Origin of the sequence: Allostigmatella hybrida, assembly GCF_020103775.1 — a bacterium.
Taxonomy (GTDB): Bacteria; Myxococcota; Myxococcia; order Myxococcales; family Myxococcaceae; genus Hyalangium; species Hyalangium aurantiaca.
In genome coordinates this window covers 72,343-89,980 of record NZ_JAHXBH010000006.1, presented here as the reverse complement: position 1 = coordinate 89,980, position 17,638 = coordinate 72,343, and the positions used below count along the sequence as shown (strand labels likewise).

15 protein-coding genes are annotated in these 17,638 nt (G+C 69.4%); 11 read left to right on the top strand and 4 right to left on the bottom strand.

What is annotated here, in order from left to right; all coding sequences use genetic code 11:
- Positions 1-86 precede the first annotated feature (86 nt).
- Entirely contained in the window at positions 87-2,180 is a 2,094-nt protein-coding gene (locus KY661_RS12905; protein ID WP_225410497.1) for an STT3 domain-containing protein, read from the top strand.
- 56 nt (positions 2,181-2,236) lie between these two features.
- Here KY661_RS12905 and KY661_RS12900 read toward each other — a convergent pair whose 3' ends face one another.
- Entirely contained in the window at positions 2,237-2,491 is a 255-nt protein-coding gene (locus tag KY661_RS12900; RefSeq protein WP_075007221.1) for a hypothetical protein, read from the bottom strand.
- Between the two features lie 216 nt (positions 2,492-2,707).
- On the opposite strand from KY661_RS12900, the gene KY661_RS12895 reads away from it, so the two are divergent.
- The 9 genes from KY661_RS12895 to KY661_RS12855 all read left to right on the top strand — a co-directional run bounded on the left by KY661_RS12895 (position 2,708) and on the right by KY661_RS12855 (position 13,134).
- On the top strand, positions 2,708-3,682 hold the full coding sequence (locus tag KY661_RS12895; RefSeq protein ID WP_225410496.1) for a sensor histidine kinase: 975 nt from the start codon (positions 2,708-2,710) through the stop codon (positions 3,680-3,682).
- 9 nt (positions 3,683-3,691) lie between these two features.
- Positions 3,692-5,128, top strand: coding sequence for a sigma-54-dependent transcriptional regulator (locus KY661_RS12890; RefSeq protein WP_075007223.1), 1,437 nt, complete (start codon positions 3,692-3,694; stop codon positions 5,126-5,128).
- Positions 5,129-5,412: 284 nt separating this feature from the next.
- Complete coding sequence (gene mrpC / locus KY661_RS12885) at positions 5,413-6,159, top strand: Crp/Fnr family transcriptional regulator MrpC (protein ID WP_002613653.1); 747 nt, start codon at positions 5,413-5,415, stop codon at positions 6,157-6,159.
- A gap of 150 nt (positions 6,160-6,309) precedes the next feature.
- A complete protein-coding gene (locus tag KY661_RS12880; RefSeq protein WP_225410495.1) occupies positions 6,310-8,172 on the top strand; it encodes a MutS-related protein in 1,863 nt (620 codons plus the stop codon).
- Between the two features lie 11 nt (positions 8,173-8,183).
- On the top strand, positions 8,184-8,804 hold the full coding sequence (locus KY661_RS12875) for a methylthioribulose 1-phosphate dehydratase (protein ID WP_075007225.1): 621 nt from the start codon (positions 8,184-8,186) through the stop codon (positions 8,802-8,804).
- Positions 8,801-9,343, top strand: coding sequence for a 1,2-dihydroxy-3-keto-5-methylthiopentene dioxygenase (locus KY661_RS12870; RefSeq protein WP_225410494.1), 543 nt, complete (start codon positions 8,801-8,803; stop codon positions 9,341-9,343). Before KY661_RS12875 ends, KY661_RS12870 begins: the two co-directional genes overlap by 4 nt.
- Positions 9,344-9,347: 4 nt before the next feature.
- Positions 9,348-10,040, top strand: coding sequence for an acireductone synthase (gene mtnC, locus KY661_RS12865; RefSeq protein WP_225410493.1), 693 nt, complete (start codon positions 9,348-9,350; stop codon positions 10,038-10,040).
- A 116-nt stretch (positions 10,041-10,156) separates the two neighbouring features.
- Positions 10,157-11,824 carry a complex I subunit 4 family protein gene (locus tag KY661_RS12860; RefSeq protein ID WP_225410492.1) on the top strand — a complete coding sequence of 556 codons (1,668 nt, stop codon included), beginning with the start codon at positions 10,157-10,159 and terminating at the stop codon, positions 11,822-11,824.
- Between the two features lie 92 nt (positions 11,825-11,916).
- A complete protein-coding gene (locus KY661_RS12855; RefSeq protein ID WP_225410491.1) occupies positions 11,917-13,134 on the top strand; it encodes a porin in 1,218 nt (405 codons plus the stop codon).
- Between the two features lie 6 nt (positions 13,135-13,140).
- Here the strand turns inward: KY661_RS12855 and KY661_RS12850 are convergent, their stop codons facing one another.
- The 3 genes from KY661_RS12850 to KY661_RS12840 all read right to left on the bottom strand — a co-directional run bounded on the left by KY661_RS12850 (position 13,141) and on the right by KY661_RS12840 (position 17,090).
- A complete protein-coding gene (locus KY661_RS12850; protein WP_225410490.1) occupies positions 13,141-14,112 on the bottom strand; it encodes a bile acid:sodium symporter family protein in 972 nt (323 codons plus the stop codon).
- 29 nt (positions 14,113-14,141) lie between these two features.
- Complete coding sequence (locus KY661_RS12845) at positions 14,142-15,998, bottom strand: fibronectin type III domain-containing protein (RefSeq protein ID WP_225410489.1); 1,857 nt, start codon at positions 15,996-15,998, stop codon at positions 14,142-14,144.
- 108 nt (positions 15,999-16,106) lie between these two features.
- Entirely contained in the window at positions 16,107-17,090 is a 984-nt protein-coding gene (locus tag KY661_RS12840) for a hypothetical protein (protein ID WP_225410488.1), read from the bottom strand.
- Between the two features lie 195 nt (positions 17,091-17,285).
- Between KY661_RS12840 and KY661_RS12835 the strand changes: the two genes are divergently transcribed.
- Positions 17,286-17,588, top strand: coding sequence for a PepSY domain-containing protein (locus KY661_RS12835; RefSeq protein ID WP_225410487.1), 303 nt, complete (start codon positions 17,286-17,288; stop codon positions 17,586-17,588).
- Positions 17,589-17,638 lie beyond the last annotated feature (50 nt).

The following is a 17,638-nucleotide window of genomic DNA, read 5'->3' as shown; positions in this document are numbered from 1 at the left end:
CCCACCCTTCCGGCCACCTTCCATTCTCGCCGGGGCCGTCTCTCTTCCCCTTCCGTTTCCTGGCGGGCGCTAAGCTCCAGGCCTTCATGCGCCTTCGCCTCCGGCCCCCTTCCCGATCCACCGTGGCCTTCTGGGCCGGGTGGGCGGCCCTGCTCGCGCTGGCCTTCCTCGCGCGGGTGGCGAACTGGCGCCAGGTCTTCCTGGAGGGGGGCGTGGAGCTGGTCCCCACGGACTCGTACTACTACGTCCGCTACGCGCTCCTGCAGCAGCACGCCTTCCCCTTCTTCCACCGGTTCGATCCCTACATCAGCTTTCCGAGCGGGGCCTTCATCATCTGGCCGCCGCTGCACACCTGGCTGGTGGCGCTGTTCCTCGCCCTCGGCCCGGCGGATCCCGAGCGGGCCGCGGCCTGGGTGGGTCCTGGGCTGGCCCTCGTGGAGCTGGGGCTGCTCACGCTCCTGGCCCGGCGATGGCTCGGCGGAGGGGTCGCGCTGGGCGCGCTCGCGTTGATGGCCCTGGTACCCGCGGCCGTCGCTTCCGGGGCGCTGGGCAGCGCGGATCACCACGTCCACGAGCTGACCCTGTCTGCCCTCGCCGCGCTCCTGCTGGGCCGGGCCCTCGCCCAGGGCTCGCCCTGGATGGGGGCCGCCGCGGGCCTGGCGCTGGGGCTCGGACGGATGTTCACCACCACGAGCTTCACGCTGGTGCCCGGCATGGCCGTCGCCATTCCCCTGGCGGCCCTGCTCGTCCGGAACACTCCCGGGGCCGCCGCCAGCCGCGTGGGCCTGGCCGCCGGGGTGGGGCTCGCGCTGGCCCAGGGGATGGCGGTGGCCTGGTTTGGCACCCTCTCCTCCCTGGCCTACTACGACATCTCCCTCTTCCAGCCCCTCTTCGGCCTGGGCCTGTTCAGCGCGGGGGCCGGTGTGGCCGCCTTCCTGGAGCACCGCCGGCGCTGGCCCCTGCTCCTCCTCCTCGCGGTCCTGTGCGCCCTGCCCCTCGCCCCGGAGGTCTCCCGCGCCTTCGGCCACCTCGCGCACCAGGATCCCCTCCTCACCATCGTCTCGGAATCCATCCCGCTCTGGAGGGACCGGACCTTCGCCCGTCAGCTCCTGGGCGCGCTGTGCCTGCTGCTGCCCCTGGGCCTGGGGGTCGCCGCCGTCCGGGCCTGGCGCGAGCGCGACGTCCTGATCGCCACCCTTGTGGCGGCAACCCTGCCCCTCATCGGGGCCTCGCTGCTGCAGGCCCGCTTCACCCAGCCGCTCCTGGGCAGCGGCGCCCTGCTCACCTCCGCCGGGCTGGGCTGGGCGCTGCGCCAGGCCACCCCGCGCATCCGCCACGTGTCCTACGCGTTGCTCGGGCTGGTAGGGCTGTCCTTTCTGACCTCCGTCCTTCCCGCGCGGCGCGCTGCCGCCCCCACGGACGAGGGCCTCATCCGCTCCACCCTCGCCTGGATGCGGACGCACACCCCGGCGCCCTCTCCCGCCTGGGACACGCAGGTGCCCCCGGCCTACGGCGTGGTGGCCTACTTCAACCTGGGCCACTTGCTGGCCCTGTGGGCCGAGCGCCCCGCGGTGGCCACCCCCTTCTCCCAGGTGCCCGAGCACGTCCAGGCCAACCTCGCGGCCACCGAGGTGCTCAGCGCCCCGGACGACGAGACCGCCTCCGCGCAGGCCCAGGCCCTCTCCGCGCGGTACGTGCTGCTCATCCCCATCGAGTACTTCCTGGGGAAGCTGAAGGTGCCGCCGCGCGACACCGTGCACGACTGGCTGCTGGAGCACGCGGGAATGGCCCAGGGCCCCAGGCCCGCGAGCGCCCACTTCCGGCTCATCCACGAGTCGGAGGAGTCCCGCCCGGGCAAGCCCGGCCAGCCCTACGCCCGCCTCTTCGAGCACGTCCCGGGGGCGGTGCTCCAGGGACGCTGTGCTCCCGGAGCCCCGGTGTCCGCGCGCCTGGAGCTGACGACGCCCCGGGGAACGCCTCTGCACTACACCCCTCAGACCACCGCCGATGCCCAGGGGGCCTTCTCGCTGCGCGTGGCCTATCCCACCGAGGGGGACCCCGCCGCCTCGGACATCCGCGCCGCGGCGCCCTACCAGGTGACGTGCGAGGGGGGCGGCGGAACCGCCTCCGTCCCCGAGGCCGCCGTGCGCGAGGGCACGGTGCTCGGCCTCGACAAATGAAAAGAGCGGCCTCCCGAAGGAGCCGCTCTTTCCATCACACGCTGAGGCAAAACGCCTTAGTAGGCGTTCTCCTGGGCGAAGTTCTTGATGTTCTTGTTGTGGAGCTCCTGGCGGGTCTCCTGCGTGCCCGGATCCACCGAGTCATTGCCGGCGAGCGCGCTGGCCGAGGCGCCGAACAGCTTGCGGACGTTGTCGCCGAACAGGGTGATGACGCCGATGGCCGCAATGGCGATCAGGGCGACGATGATGATGTACTCGGTCATGCCCTGGCCACGGGCCTTGCGGAACTGCTTACGGGTCATCGCCTTCATGGAGAACTCCTGGGGGTTGGATTGCTGTGAGGGTGTGCGGACAGTAGAGGGCTTATTCCTACAGATCCATCCGTCATCGGGAGGATGCCGGGGAAAAGCGTGGAACTTCGGGGCGTTGCGAAGGCGGAAAGCACGAAACAAGATGTTCCAGCCCCCCTCCGGCTCCATGAAGGGGGACAGCATGAATCCGGAATCGTTATGGTCCCGCCCTGACCCATGAACCCTCTGCTCCTGCAAGCCGTGCAGCTCGCCTGGTCCCCTGGCATGCGGGTGACCCATGTCGAAGGGGACAGCCCCTCCATCCTCCGCCGGCCCGCGGCGGAGCTGCTGGATGCGCCCCTGCATACGGCCCTCGGCATCTCACCGGAGCGGGCGCGGGACCTGGACGCTTTGGCCCAGGAGAACCGCCGCGCCGTGGAGTTTCTTTCCGCCCAGTTCGGCACCGGAGAGCCCGTCTCGCTGCGGCTGGTGCTCGGCCTGCACGAGGGGGCCCCCGCGGCCGCCATCCTGGACCTGAACGCCCTGCTCGTCGGCGCCCCGCCCGTCCAGATTTCGGGCCTCTCCTCCTCGCTCAGCCATGAAATCCGCAACCCCCTGAGCTCCGTGAAGATGGCGGTGCAGACGCTCCAGCGGAACACGGGCCTGTCGGACCGGGACAAGCGCCGGCTGACCATCGCCAACCGGGAGATCCGCACCATGGAGCGGATGCTCTGGATGCTGTCCGAGTACGGCCGCGACAGCGTGCCCAACCTGGACTCCCACCCCCTGCGCTCGGTGCTCCAGGAGGCCCAGGCCATGGTGGCCCCGGAGCTGGCCGAGCGCCGCATCGAGCTTCAGATCGAGGAAGCGCCCGAGCTGCCCCGGGCCCGGGTGGACACCGTGCGGCTGCGGCCCGTGCTGGCCCAGCTGATGCTCAACATCGCCATGGGCCAGCCCGAGGGCTCCCCGCTCCAGGTGTACCTGCGCGCCGCGCCCACCGGCCAGGCGCAGCTCGTGCTGAAGGACCCCGTGGCGGCCTTGCCCCCGGAGGAGCAGGCCACCCTGTTCGAGCCCTTTGGCTCCCGGCTGGCCCATGGGGCAGGCCTCTCCCTGGCCGCGCTCCGGCGCGTCATGCTCAACCAGGGTGGCTCCGTGTCCGCCGAGGGAAGCGCCGAGCCGGGCATGGTGTTCACACTCACCTTCGCCTCGTGAGTGAGCCCCATGGAGACCCTTCTCATCATCGATGACGACGTGGGGCTCCTGGAGAACCTCCAGATGCACTTCGAGGAGATCCTCCAGGATGGCGCACCGCGTTACAACGTGGTGACGGCCACCAGCGCCGCCATGGGGCTCAAGGCGGCCCAGGACGCCATGCCCAGCGTGGTCATCCTGGACATGATGCTGCCGGACCGCAGCGGCCTGGAAATCATCGAGGAAATGAAGACGCTGTGCGGGGACGCGCGCATCATCCTCGTCACCGCGCACCACGACATGGAGACGACGATCCGGGCCATGAAGGCCGGGGCGTTCGACTACATCCACAAGCCCTTCCCGGACCCGGCCGCGCTGGATCTGGTGGTGGACCGGGCGCTGGAGTACCGGCAGCTGTCGCGGCGCGCCGCGTCCGTGAACGTGGAGAACGCGGCGGCGCGGCTGGGGGACATCGTCGGCACCAGCCCGCTGATGCAGCAGCTGGTGAAGGAGATCGGCAAGGTCACCAGCAGCACCGCCACGGTGCTCATCAATGGCGAGAGCGGCACGGGCAAGGAGCTCTTCGCCCGCGTCATCCACAACTACTCCTATGACGAGGCCAAGCCCTTCATCGGCATCAACTGCTCGGCCATCGTGGACACGCTCCTGGAGAGCGAGCTGTTCGGCCACGAGAAGGGCTCGTTCACCGGCGCCACCACCACCAAGCAGGGCAAGTTCGAGCTGGCCGAGGACGGCACCGTCTTCCTGGACGAGATCGGCGACATGTCGCTGATGCTCCAGGCCAAGCTGCTGCGCGTGCTCCAGGAGCGGGAGTTCGAGCGCGTGGGCGGCGTCAAACGCATCAAGCTGCGAGCGCGCGTCATCGCCGCCACCCACCGCACCCTCTCCGAGGAGGTGGCCTCGGGCCGCTTCCGCGAGGACCTCTACCAGCGCCTCAAGGTCATCACCCTGCGGATTCCCCCGCTGCGCGAGCGCCGCGAGGACATCCCCCTGCTGGTGCACCACCTGCTGGAGCGCATCAACGAGAAGGTGCACAAGCGCGTGCTCCGGGTCCCCCCGGAGGTGCTGGAGCACCTGACACGGCTGCCGTGGCGCGGCAACGTGCGCGAGTTGGAGAACGTGCTCACCCGCGCCGTGGTGCTCGCCCCGGGCGAGGTGTTGCTGGGTGAAGACTTGCCGGCCCTGGAGCCCGGGCCCCAGGAGCCTGGCCGGCCGCTCCCCGCCACCGGGCCCCTGTTCGCCGCCCCGGCCGTGGATGACGCCAGCCAGATTCCCACTTTGGAAGAAGCCGAACGCGTTCTCATCCAGCGCGCCATGGCCGTCACCAAGGGGCACAAGGGCAAAACGTGCCAGATTCTGGGAATCAGCCGCCCGACGCTCGAGCGCAAACTCCAGAAATACGCGCTCTCCCAGCCAATTCCCTCGTCCTTGGGTGGACAGGGATAGTGTCAATTTTCAGACCCGTCATCCTCCGGACATTGTCGGGCGTGGAACAAGGGCTCCCCAGAATTGAACGTTTCGTTCACGTTGATCAGACTGTTTGAACGTTCCGTTTCACATTCTGGACAGAGCGAGGGAAGGGGCAACGCACCGGAGCGCTAAGTTCCCAGCATTCTTGGGTTTGTTTCCCCCGGAGCATTTCATTCCCCTTTGGCACAATCCTTGGAGATGGGGTCCTGCGTTCGTTGCTCGGGATTCAGCCAACCTTCCGCTCCCCAGGAGTCCAATCCATGCACGGCTTCAACCGCCCCCTCGGCCCCATCGGTTCCAACGTTGTCGCCCCCCTGCAGACGACCAGCTCCGGAATGATGGTGACGGCCAACAAGATCGTTCCCGGCCAGGAATCGATCGACTTCAAGGGCTACTTCAAGGTCGAGTCCTTCCCCCACAACTCGGTCATCTACCGCTATGGGGACACCACCGACCGCGTGTACCTGCTCAAGTCCGGCCGCGTGCGCCTGATGCGCGTGGGCAAGAACGGCACCCGCTCGGTGGTGAGCATCCTGCGCCCTGGCGAGATCTTCGGCGAGGTGTTCCGCCCCGAGGGCACCACCATCGAGGAGATGGCGATCGCCTCCGGCGAGGCCGAGGTGTGGAGCATCGAGGGCCGTGACTTCCGCGCGCAGTTGGAGGCCCGCCCGGCCCTGGCGCTGGATGTGGTGCGCGCCTACGCCGAGCGCGTGCGTGCGCTGCGCAAGCGCGTGCTGGGCCTGACCTTCAAGGAAGTGCCGGCGCGCCTGGCCGACACCCTGCTGACGCTCGTCGAGGCGCACGGTGAGCGCTGCCCGCACGGCGGCGAGACGGACCTGCGCGGCATCACCCAGCAGGACCTGGCGGACCTGGTGGGCGCCTCGCGCTCCTTCGTGTCCACGCTCATCAACGAGATGAAGCGCGATGGCGTGCTGGGCAACGTCGGCCGCATCCTCTGCGTGCGCGACCAGAAGGCCCTGCGGAAGATCGCCGGCAAGGAGAAGTAAGCCGCTTTCGACCCGAGCACACCGAACACTGACGGGCTCGATCGCACTGGGTGCGGTCGGGCCCGTTGTGCATTTCACGCCCCGGCATTCCTTTCCCCACCCCGTCCGGCACGCCGCTATCCTCCGCCCCGCCACTCGCCCCCGGGCCCTATGACCGTTCCAGCCGAGTCTTCTCCCCACCGCACGTACACCGGGCTCCGCGCCGCCGCCCAAGCGAGACTCGCGGCCCTGGACCGGCTCAACGCGCGCTACGCCAACCTGCGGGGCCTCACCTTCCTGGCGGCGGCCCTCGTCGCGGGGTTGGCCGGCTTCGGGCGGCTCCCGCGGGACTACTGGTGGGCGGTGGCTGGGGCGGTGGTCCTCTATGCGGTGTGGGCCGTGCTGCACAACGCGGTCTTCCGCAAGGAGGCCCGGGAGCGGTTGTACGTCACGTTGAATGAGCGCGGGCTGGCGCGGCTGAGCGGTGCCTGGCGCGAGTTCACCGAGCGGGGGGATCGCTTCCTGTCCTCCTCACACCTGTACACACCGGACCTGGATGTCTTCGGGCAGGCCAGCCTCTTCCAGCTCTTGAACGAAACGGCGACCCGGGCCGGGGAAGAGCGGCTCGCCTCCTGGCTGTCCACCCCGGCCACCGCCCCCACGGTGGTGGAGCGGCAGGGGGCGGCCCAGGAGCTGGCGCCAGAGGTGGGCTTCCGGCAGGACCTGTGCGTGGAGGCGCGCCTGGTGTCCCGGGAGAAGGCGAACCCGCGGCTGTTCATCCAGTGGGCCGAGTCCGGCCCCATGCTCCAGTCCATCCGCTGGGCCCGGCCGCTGGCGCTGGTGCTCCCTCCCATCACCCTGACGCTCTACGTGCTCGGGCAGCTCCACCTCGTGCCCGGGTGGTCCTGGTGGGTGGGGCTCTTCGTGCAGCTTGGCGTGGTGCTGGCCACCCGGGGCGCCCTGCGGCAGATGGAGGAGCGGCTGTCGGCGGGGGAGCACGGCTTCGCGCGCTATGCGCCGCTCTTCGCCCGCATCGAGGGGCAGAAAGTCCAGCACCCCTTGCTCCAGCGGCTCCAGGCGGGGCTCCAGCGGCCGGGCGAGGCGCCCGTCTCCACCCACTTCCAGCGCTTCAGCCGGCTGTACTCGTTCGTGGAGTTCAAGCGGCACCAGTTCCACCCGGTGGTGCACCTGCTCACGCTCTGGGACATCCACGCCCTGTTCCCCCTCGATACTTGGCGCGAGAAGCACGGCGCCCAGGTGCGGCACTGGTTCGAGGCGCTCGCGGAGTGGGAGGCGCTCTCGTGCCTGGCGGGCTTCGCGCACGACCGGCCGGACTTCACCTGGCCCACGCTCACCCCCGAGGGCCCGCGCGTGGAGGCCCGGAAGCTGGGCCACCCGCTCCTGGACAACCCCGTCCCCAACGACGTGTCCCTGCCCGGCCCCCGCCACGCGCTGCTCATCACCGGCTCCAACATGTCGGGGAAGACCACCCTGATGCGGGCGGTGGGCGCCAATGCCGTCCTCGCGCTCGCGGGTGCCCCCGTGTGCGCGAGCGCGTTCGTCCTGAGCCCGCTCCAGGTGCTCACCAGCATGCGCGTGAAGGACTCACTGGAGCGCGGCGTGTCCTACTTCTACGCCGAGGTGCAGCGCATCAAGGCGGTGCTGGACGCGGCGGCGCAGGCCCAGGGGCAGGTGCTGTTCCTCCTGGATGAAATCCTGCTGGGCACCAACACGCGCGAGCGGCAGATCGCCTCGCGCGAGGTGCTGCGGCTGCTCCTGAGCACGGGGGCCTGCGGCGCGGTGACGACGCACGACTTGTCGCTGGCGGTGCTGGCCGACGAGCCCGGCGTCCACGTGGTGAACGTCCACTTCCGGGACCACCTGGAGGACGGGAAGATGGTGTTCGACTACACCCTGCGCCAGGGCGTGGTGGACACCACCAACGCGCTCCGGGTGCTGCGCATGGCGGGCGTTCCGGTGAACGAGAACGAAGCGCCCTTCGATTCGGGAGACAAGGCGCTCGCACGCTCGTAAACTCCGCGGTCATGTTCCGCACCGAAGCGCTCGGGGCTCGGACCGAGGAACTCATCCGGGTGGGCCGCTTCTTTTTCGAGCGCGGCTGGGTCCCCGCCACCGCGGGCAACTTCTCCGCGCGGCTGGACGCGCACCACGTGGTCCTCACCGCCTCGGGCCGCCACAAGGGGGAGCTCGACGCGGAGGGCTTTCTCGTGGTGACGCCCGAGGGCCAGGTGCTCCCCCCCGGCGGCAAGCCCTCGGCCGAGACGGCGTTGCACCTCCTGCTCTACCGGCGCGAGCCGCAGCTCGGGGCGGTGCTGCACACCCACTCGCGCCCGGCCACCCTGCTGTCCCGGCTGAGCCCTCAGGGGGTGGTGCTGGAAGGCTACGAGGTGCAGAAGGCCCTGCCGGGCGTGGACAGCCACACGGCGCGCGTGGAGGTGCCCGTGTTCCCCAACGACCAGGACATTCCCCGGCTCGCCGCCCGGGTCGAGGACTTCCTGCGCGGGCACCCGGCCACGTGCGGCTACCTCATCGAGGGCCATGGCCTCTACACCTGGGGCCGCACGGTGGCGGAGGCGCGGCGCCACGTGGAAGCGTTCGAGTTTCTGTTCGAGTGTGAGTTGGACCTGAGGAGGCTGACACGATGAGCGAGCTAAGGGTCTTCGACGAAGGGGATGTGTCCCACCCCCTCCTTCACACCCGGGACTTCGACACCATCCGCCGGGAGCTGGAGGCCGTGGGCATCCGCTTCGAGCGCTGGGAGGCGAGCAAGCCCCTGCCCCCCGGGGCGAGCCAGGCGGACATCCTGGCCGCCTACCAGGACTCCGTGGAGCGGCTGATGAAGGAGCGGGGGCTCCAATCCGTGGATGTGCTGGGCATGGTGCCGGACCATCCGGACCGGGCCGCCATCCGCAAGAAGTTCCTCGAGGAGCACACGCACAGCGAGGACGAGGTGCGCTTCTTCGTCGAGGGCCAGGGCCTCTTCAGCATCCACAAGGCGGGGCGCGTCTTCATGGTGCTGTGCGAGAAGGGCGACCTCATCAGCGTTCCGGACGGCACACCCCACTGGTTCGACATGGGCCCCTCGCCCCACTTCATCGCCATCCGCCTCTTCACGAACACCGAAGGCTGGGTGGCACGGATGACGGGCAGCGCCATCGCCTCGTCCTTCCCGCGCCTCGAATAACCCCATGGAGCGCTCCCCCGTGGTGCGGGCCATCGTCACCGACATCGAAGGGACCACCTCGAGCCTGTCCTTCGTGAAGGACGTGCTCTTCCCCTACTCGGCCCGCCACCTGCGGGAGTTCGTCCTCACCCACGGCCCACAGCCCCCGGTGCGCCGCCTGCTCGACGAGGCGCGGGAGCTGGACGGCGGGGCGAGGGACGACGCGGCGCTCGTGGACGTCCTGCTGCGCTGGATTCAGGAGGACCGGAAGTACGGGCCGCTCAAGGCGCTGCAGGGCCTGCTGTGGGAAGAGGGCTACCGCCGCGGGGACTTCCAGGGCCACGTGTACGAGGATGCCGCGCGCCGGCTGCGCGACTGGCACGCCCGGGGCTTGCGCCTCTACGTCTACTCCTCGGGCTCGGTGCAGGCGCAGGTGTCGCTCTTCCGCCACACACCCTTCGGGGACCTCACCCCGCTCTTCCAGGGCCACTTCGACACCCACATCGGGGGCAAGAAGGAGGCGGCCGCCTACGAGGCCATCCGCCGGGAGCTGGACCTGCCCGCCCCGTCCATCCTCTTCCTCTCGGACGTGCGGGAGGAGCTGGACGCGGCCGCCGCCGCGGGCCTGCGCACCGCGTGCCTGGTGCGGGGCGAGGGCCCCCCGGTGATTCCCGGGCCTCACCCGGTGGCGCGGAGCTTCGATGAACTGGCAGTGTGAGTTTTTCTTGTGCGAGCCAATGGCTCAACTAAACCCCGGAGCAGGGCCGAGGAGGCCCCTCTCGCGATTTCGGTTGTTCGAGGTCCCCGGGCTCACTACGCCGGGGGCGCCATCCCATGAGTAATCTCGACCCCTATCTTCTGTCCCTCGTGGTCTTCCTCCCGCTGTTCTTCGCGGGGATTCTGGCGTTCATCCCGGCCCAGGAGCCCGGGCCGATCCGGATGCTGGCCCTGCTGGCGGCCCTGGCGGACGGGGCGGTGGCCCTCTGGGCCTGGACGCGCTTCGAGCCCACGGGGCCGGAGTTCCAGCTGGAGTACCGCGCGAGCTGGCTCGACATGGGCGGGCTGTCCTACCACGTGGGCGTGGATGGGCTCGCCCTCTCGCTGGTGATGCTCGTGGCGCTGCTGGGGCCCGTGGTGGTGCTGGCCAGCTGGACGTCGGTGCGCGAGCGGGTGAAGGAGTTCCACCTGGCGCTCCTGTTCCTGCAGGCCGTGACGATGGGCGCGCTGGTGTCGCTGGATCTGCTGTTCTTCTACATCTGCTTCGAGGCGGCGCTGCTGCCCACGGGCCTGCTGGTGGGCGTGTGGGGCGGGCCGATGCGCAACAAGGCCAGCGCGCGCTACTTCCTGGCCTCGTTCGCCGGCAGCGTGCTCATGCTGGTGTCGCTGCTGGCCATCTACAGCGTAGCGATGCCCGCGGGCCAGCGGACCTTCGACTATGTCCGCGTCTTCAACACGCTGCAGGAGGCGCACCGGGAGCTGGCCGCGTGCCGCACGCCGGTGGCCGAGTGCGGCGCGCTCTCGCCGCTGGCCCAGACGGTGGGCACCTGGGGCCCGTGGATTTTCGGCGGCATCGCCCTGGCGTTCGCGGTGAAGTCGGCCCTGTTCCCGGTGCACCGGTGGCTGGCCGAGACGCAGTCCGAGGCCCCCCGCGCGGCCTCCGTGCTGCTGGCCATCAAGCTGGGCGCGTTCGGCTTCTGGCGCTTCGGCTTCCCGCTCTTCCCGGACGCCACCCAGCAGTTCCGGGGCGTGCTCACGGCCATGGCCGTCATCAGCATCGTGTACGGGGCGCTCATGTGCTTGGCCCAGCGGGACATCCGCCGGTTCCTCGCCTACGCGACCATCAGCCACCTGGGCAGCATCCTCCTGGGCATGCTGACGCTGACCGAGGAGGGTGCCACGGGCAGCGCCTACCACATGATCAACCAGGGCCTGTCCACCGCGGCCATCTTCCTCCTGGTGGGCTTCCTCCAGGAGCAGCGCGGCAGCAAGCAGGTGCAGGACTACGGCGGGCTGGCCCGCACGATGCCCCGCTTCGCCTTTGCCTTCGTGCTCATCACCTTCAGCCTCATCGGCCTGCCGGGCACCAACGGCTTCGTCAGCGAGTTCCTCGTGCTGCTGGGCGCCTTCAAGAGCAACCTGAGCCCGGTGGTGGGCGCGCTGGCGGCCACGGGCGTCATCCTCAGCGCCACGTACATGCTGTGGCTGGTGCAGAAGGTGCTCTTCGGGCCGGTGCGCCACCCGGAGAACCACGCCCTGAAGGACCTGCACGGGCGCGAGTGGGTCATCACCGTGCCCTTCCTGGTGCTGGCGGTGGTGCTGGGCCTCAAGCCCCAGCCCATCCTCGACCGGCTCGAGCCGGCGAGCCGCCGCTTCGTGGCGCGCGCCAGCCTGGGCATGGAGGGGGCCAACCCGCCGGCGGAGCTGCTCCGCGTGACGTCCGCGCCCCTGCCCGAGCAGGCCGCACGGGACCTCGGGCCGGACTTCGTCCAGCCCATGCAGTAACCCGGACGGAAGGGCCCTTCCGGGGCCTGTCCGCTATAACGGATGCCCGCGCTTGTTTGGCCGCTTGGGCATCCGTTATATTGGACGAGGCCATGATGAAGTCACTCCGGGTCCTCTTCCTCCCCCTGTCCCTGGCAGTCGCGCTCCCCGCCGGGGCCCAGGCCCCCGATTCCCCTCCGCCTCCCCCGCCTCCGGCCAGTGCCGCGCCCACCATCACCGCGGAGCCCGGAAAGGGCATCCTGGTGAAGGCCCCGGGGGACCGGTACTCCTTCGGCCTCCGGGCGCGGATTCAGTTCCGGGACACGTTCCAGCACTTCGACCGGAGCGACACGAACGAGCTCAACATCCGGACGCTCCGGCTCATCGTGCACGGCAACGTCCTCTCCCCGGACCTGCGCTACACCCTCCAGCTGGCCTTCGGCGGCAATGACTTCGAGACGGGCAGCAGCTCCCCCATCTTCGATGCCTTCGTGGACTACACGCGGCACAGGGACTTGAACATCCGGGTGGGCCAGTTCTTCGTCCCCTTCGACCGGGCCCGGACCATCCGCGAGTTCGCGCTGCAGATGGTGGACCGGCAGTTGGCGGTGCGGGAGCTGAACCTCGACCGGGACGTGGGCGTGATGTTCTCGTCCACCAACCTCTTCGGGCTGAACGAGTGGCTCGGCTACAACCTCTTCATCGGCGGGGGCGATGGCCGCAACCGGTTCGGGGCGTACGAGGCGGGCCCGCTGGCCGTGCTGCGGCTCACGCTGCGGCCCTTCGGCACCTTCGATGATGACCAGGAAGGAGACCTGACGCGCGGGGCGAAGCCCCGGCTGGCCCTCGGCATCGCGGGCGCCTACAACGCCAACACCTCGCGCCGCAACAGCACCCTGGGCACGGCCTTCACCGCAGGCACGGTGGACTACACGCACCTGGCGGCGGACCTGGTGTTCAAGTACCGCGGCCTCTCGGTGCTCGCCGAGGGGCTGTGGCGCAAGGCCAGCGCGGACGCGGTGGAGGGCACCGTCAACGGCACCGTCACGCGCGAGCCCACCCGCTCCGGCCATGGCTACTTCGTGCAGGCCGGCTACCTGGTGAGCCCGAAGGTGGAGCTGACCGCGCGCTGGGACCAGCTCTTCGCGCGGGACGGCACGGACCCGCAGCTCGTGCAGCTCGTGCGGACCCAAGGCAAGCAGGCCGGAGCAGGCGCCAACCTCTACCTGAACGGCCATGCCTTCAAGGTGCAGGGCGACTACTTCTACATCTTCGGTCCCGACGGAGAGCCCCGCCACGTCGCCCGCCTCCAGCTCGACGCGAGCTTCTAAAACCACTCAGGTCCGGGCGCTGCGCTCCGCATACCGGCGCGCGAGCACCGCGCAGACCATCAGCTGAATCTGGTGGAACAACATCAGCGGCAGCACGATGGCGCCCACGGCCGAGGCTGGAAACAGCACGCTCGCCATGGGCACCCCGCTGGCCAGGCTCTTCTTCGAGCCGCAGAAGACGATGGTGATTTCATCCTCTCGCGCGAAGCCCAGCGCGCGGCTGGCCAGCGTAGTGAGCCCCAGAATCGCCGCCAGCAGGGCGGAGGCAATTGCCCCGAGCAGCACCACGTCCCGCAGTCCCAGCTGCTGCCAGAGCCCGTTGACCACCGCCTCACTGAAGGCGGTGTAGACCACCAGCAGGATGGAGCCCCGGTCCACGAGGCTCAGCAGCTTGCGCTGGCGCTCGACCCAGGCGCCAATCACGGGGCGCAAGAGGTGCCCGGCCACGAACGGCACGAACAGCTGCACGAAGATGGAGCCGACGGCCTGCCCCGGGATGCCCCCGCCCTGCAGGTGCATGAGCAAGCCCACGAGCACGGGCGTCACCACCACGCCCAGCAGGTTCGACAGGGACGCGCCGCAGATGGCCGCCACCACGTTGCCGCCCGCCATCGACGTGAAGGCGATGGAGGACTGGACCGTCGAGGGCAGCAGGCACAGGAACAGGAAGCCCTGCAGCAGCCCGGGCGCCATCCACCCGGAGAGCGCACCTTGCAGCCCCAGCCCCAGGAGGGGAAAGAGCACGAAGGTGGAGGCCAGCACCGTGAGGTGAAGCCGCCAGTGCGTGAGGCCCGCGAGGATGGCGCTGCGCGAGAGCCGCGCGCCGTGCAGGAAGAAGAGCAGCGCGATGGCCGCGTGGGTGACGGCGTTGAAGACGGGCACGGCCCTGCCCCGGCAGGGCAGCACGGTGGCCACCCCCACGGTGGCCACCAGCGTCAGGGTAAACGGATCCGGACGAAGGCGGGACAGGCTCGGCATGGCGCTCCTGTCCCCACCCTACCCGGCTTCTACTTCAGGGAGTCCAGGTACGGCCGGTGGCTGTTGGTGAACTCATAGTTGGCGAACGCGTCCCAGTTCACCGACCACGACATCAGCCCCCGGAAGCCCTTGTTGTTCGCCGCGTTGCTGCGCAGCGTGTAGCTGCCCACGGGAATCCCCTTCACCAGGGCGTTCACCGCCTTCTGCACCTCGGCGGGCGGGGTGTAGCCGCCGCCCGCGTTGTTGTTGGCCGGCAGCCCGATGGCCACCTGATCCGGCCGCAGCGCGGGGAAGACGTTGTTAGGGTTCTTTCCCACGGGGAAGCCAGCCAGCAGCATGTCCGTCATGGCCACGTGGAAGTCCGCGTTGCCCATGGTGTGGTACTGGTCATCCAGGCCGATGATGGGGCCGGAGTTGTAGTCCTGCACCTGCAGCCAGCTCAGGATGTCGCGCACCGCGTAGATGACCGGCAGGTAGGCCCCGGCCCGGTTGTCGCAGGAGATGCAGCTGCCGCCGTAGAAGGCGTAGCCCAACTGAACGAAGAACGTCTCGGGCGCCATGGTGAGCAGGAACTTCGCGCCGAAGCGATCCCGCAGGGCGCGGATGGCGGAGATGAGGTTCGTGACGACGGGCGTGCGCGGGTTCTTGAAGTCCGCATCGCCGGCATCGAGCGACAGCGAGTGGCCCTCGAAGTCGATGTCCATGCCGTCAAAGCCATACTTCTCGATGATGGCGCCCATCGAGTTCACGAAGTTGGTACGGGCCGTGGCCGTCTCCAGCCGGACCTGCCCGTTGGCGCCGCCGATGGAGATGATGACCTTCTTGCCCTGGCTCTGCAGGTAGGCCACGTCCGCCTTGAAGTCCGCCTCGCTGGAGTTGTACGGCGTGAAGCCAATCGTCCCGCCGGTGGCGCCACTGGTGGGCTCGGCGAAGGAGACGTTGATGACATCCCACTTGGGCGACACGTTGCGCAGGCGGATGAAGCCCGAGCCGTTGTCGAAGTTGTGCCAGTAGCCCACGAGGATCTTGCTCGGCACATCGCCCACGGGGGCGGTCTGGGTCTTGACGCTCAGCGCGGTGCTCGCGGCGGAGCGGTTGCCAGCAGCGTCCCGTGCCTTCACCGTGAAGGAATACGACGTGTTGGCCGACAGCCCGGACACCGTCACGCTCGTGGCGCCCGAGGTGGTGGCCGCCGCGTTGGCCCCGCCGTTGGTGAACACCTCGTAGCCCGTCACCGCCACGTTGTCCGTGGAGCCATTCCACGCCAGCGACACGCTGGTGCTGGTGGTGCCCGTCGAGCGCAGGCTCGCGGGAACCGTCGGCGCCTGGGTGTCCGTGCTGGGCGGATTCGTCGTCACGCTGAAGGCGGAGCTGGCCGCGGAGCGGTTGCCGGCCGCATCCCGCGCCTTCACCGTGAAGGTATAGGTCATGTTGGGCGAGAGGCCGGACACCGTCACGCTCGTGGCGCCCGAGGTGGTGGCCACCGCGTTGGCCCCGCCGTTGGCGAACACCTCGTAGCCCGTCACCCCCACGTTGTCCGTGGAGGCATTCCAGGTGAGGGAGACGCTGTTGGCCGTCTTGCCCGGGGCCGCCAGGCCGGTGGGGGCGGTGGGCGCCTGCACATCCACGGAGCCCGTCTTCTCCAGCCACAGGGCCGGCACGTTGGGCGGCTCCCAGCCCGGCAGGGATTGGTGGGGCTGGCGGCAGTCATACCCCTTGCCGCCGTACGTCACGCTGTCACCGGCCCCATAGTTCACATACGCCGCCCAGGCCCCGCGATCCGCCGCCAACGCCTGCCACGGCAGGAGGCTCAGCAGCAGCGCCACGAGCACTCCGCCTGCGAACCACTTCTCACCGGGCCTCTGGGTTCCACCGTGCTGGCGCATCAAGACTCCCCTCGGGAAAGCCTTGTTAGATGGAAGAACCCAATTTTTCGGGTCAACCCGGCAGACCGGAAGTGAGTACTGCCGGGCGGTGTAATATTTGACCCACCTCTAAAAGGAACGGAGGCCCAGGCCGAGGTTGAGCTGCTGGTCCACATCGTGCCCCGCGAGGGTCCGGTGCCAATGCAGTTCGAGCGCGAGCGCGGTGCCGTGGGCCACCCTCAAGTCCAGGCCTGCCCCCACGGAATAGGACACGGTCTGCACGGAGTGGCCCGCGACCCCCACCATGAGGGAGGGCGTGAGGAGGGAGGGCCGGGGCGCGGCACGAACCAACGCTCCAAGCGAGACGACGAACCGGTCCGGCACCTGCTCGTCCGAGCCGAACAAGCGGTGAAGGGTGACCTCCGGGCCCACCGCGAGGTACGGACCGATCCGCGCGAGCCCATTGAGGCGGGCGCCCATGCCGAAGGAATCCGAGCGCTCCGAGTGGTAGTCCTCGGAGCTGAACAGCAAGGCATTGGACCAGAAGAAACCGAACTGCCCGGCCGCAGGCCAGGACCGCCTGCCGGCGGAACGCGCCCAGATCTCCTGCGAGGCCCGCTCCGGAGCAAGCACGAGCGGTCCATCCAAGGTCCGGTCATACACCCGGTCCCAGCTGAAGATGAGGCTCCCGATGAACGCCCCGATGCCGCCCCCCGCGGCCCCTCCACCCAGGGCGCTCAGGAGGCTCGCGGGGGCGCACGAGTCCACGGTGGAGTATTCCCCGAACAGGCAGAAGAACATGCCCAGGAAGGCGCCGGCGAGGGCGCCGGCCGTGGCCCCAATCGCCGCGCCGGTCCCCGCATGGCGCCCTCGGACGGAGAGCTCCTGAACCCCGGACAGCGGGAGCGGCTCCAGAAGCAAGCTGGACGCCCCCACATCGAGCGTGAGGGACTCGGTCCCTATCTCCAGCAGCCGCCCGTCCACGGTGCCACCCTCGGTGCGCACGCGCACCGGGTCCCCCAAGGCCTTCCCCACCCGGCTCGAGGCCTGGAAAGGGGCCCCCGCCGCCACGGGGCTGATGCAGACACAGAGCAGCAAAGGACCAATGCGCATGGGGATGGAAGGCTCCAGGGTGGGCAGGAAATGCCTGCGACGGCTCCCGGCAACCCAACGGGCGGCTCCGGAGATCTTCCCCGCGAAGGGCCCAACATTACCAAACCGTATAGTTCCCGAAAAACCCCAGCAATCCCCGGTGTGCATGATGAAAGCTGTCCCGGCATGGCGCCCGGACGCTTCTTGGAGAGATCCATGTTTCGACTGAAAGATGCCTTGGCCACGGCGGCGATCCTCGGGGGGATGGTGGCGGGAACCGCGCTGGCGAAGGATGCGGACGAAATCAAGATGCTGGCCCAGACGAAGATCACCCTGCAGCAGGCCATCGAGCTGGCGCAGCAGCATCAGGGAGGACAGGCCTTCGAGGCCTCCATCGACGATGACAGCTTCACGCCCGTCTACGAGGTCAGCGTCGTGAAGGACAACCGCGTCTACGAAGTCTGGGTCGACGGCGTGGAGGGCAAGGTGCTGCGCGCTCGCGAGGACCGGAAGGACTGAGCCCCGGCGGTGCCGGATTCCTGAGGGGAGCGGCCCTGCCCGCCCCCTCG

Excerpts from the sequence above, each read along its gene's own strand:
- KY661_RS12905 (WP_225410497.1), top strand. The coding sequence starts at position 87 with ATGCGCCTTCGCCTCCGGCCCCCTTCCCGATCCACCGTGGCCTTCTGG.
- KY661_RS12900 (WP_075007221.1), bottom strand. The coding sequence starts at position 2,491 with ATGAAGGCGATGACCCGTAAGCAGTTCCGCAAGGCCCGTGGCCAGGGC.
- KY661_RS12895 (WP_225410496.1), top strand. The coding sequence starts at position 2,708 with ATGAACCCTCTGCTCCTGCAAGCCGTGCAGCTCGCCTGGTCCCCTGGC.
- KY661_RS12890 (WP_075007223.1), top strand. The coding sequence starts at position 3,692 with ATGGAGACCCTTCTCATCATCGATGACGACGTGGGGCTCCTGGAGAAC.
- mrpC (WP_002613653.1), top strand. The coding sequence starts at position 5,413 with ATGCACGGCTTCAACCGCCCCCTCGGCCCCATCGGTTCCAACGTTGTC.
- KY661_RS12880 (WP_225410495.1), top strand. The coding sequence starts at position 6,310 with ATGACCGTTCCAGCCGAGTCTTCTCCCCACCGCACGTACACCGGGCTC.
- KY661_RS12875 (WP_075007225.1), top strand. The coding sequence starts at position 8,184 with ATGTTCCGCACCGAAGCGCTCGGGGCTCGGACCGAGGAACTCATCCGG.
- KY661_RS12870 (WP_225410494.1), top strand. The coding sequence starts at position 8,801 with ATGAGCGAGCTAAGGGTCTTCGACGAAGGGGATGTGTCCCACCCCCTC.
- mtnC (WP_225410493.1), top strand. The coding sequence starts at position 9,348 with ATGGAGCGCTCCCCCGTGGTGCGGGCCATCGTCACCGACATCGAAGGG.
- KY661_RS12860 (WP_225410492.1), top strand. The coding sequence starts at position 10,157 with ATGAGTAATCTCGACCCCTATCTTCTGTCCCTCGTGGTCTTCCTCCCG.
- KY661_RS12855 (WP_225410491.1), top strand. The coding sequence starts at position 11,917 with ATGATGAAGTCACTCCGGGTCCTCTTCCTCCCCCTGTCCCTGGCAGTC.
- KY661_RS12850 (WP_225410490.1), bottom strand. The coding sequence starts at position 14,112 with ATGCCGAGCCTGTCCCGCCTTCGTCCGGATCCGTTTACCCTGACGCTG.
- KY661_RS12845 (WP_225410489.1), bottom strand. The coding sequence starts at position 15,998 with ATGCGCCAGCACGGTGGAACCCAGAGGCCCGGTGAGAAGTGGTTCGCA.
- KY661_RS12840 (WP_225410488.1), bottom strand. The coding sequence starts at position 17,090 with ATGCGCATTGGTCCTTTGCTGCTCTGTGTCTGCATCAGCCCCGTGGCG.
- KY661_RS12835 (WP_225410487.1), top strand. The coding sequence starts at position 17,286 with ATGTTTCGACTGAAAGATGCCTTGGCCACGGCGGCGATCCTCGGGGGG.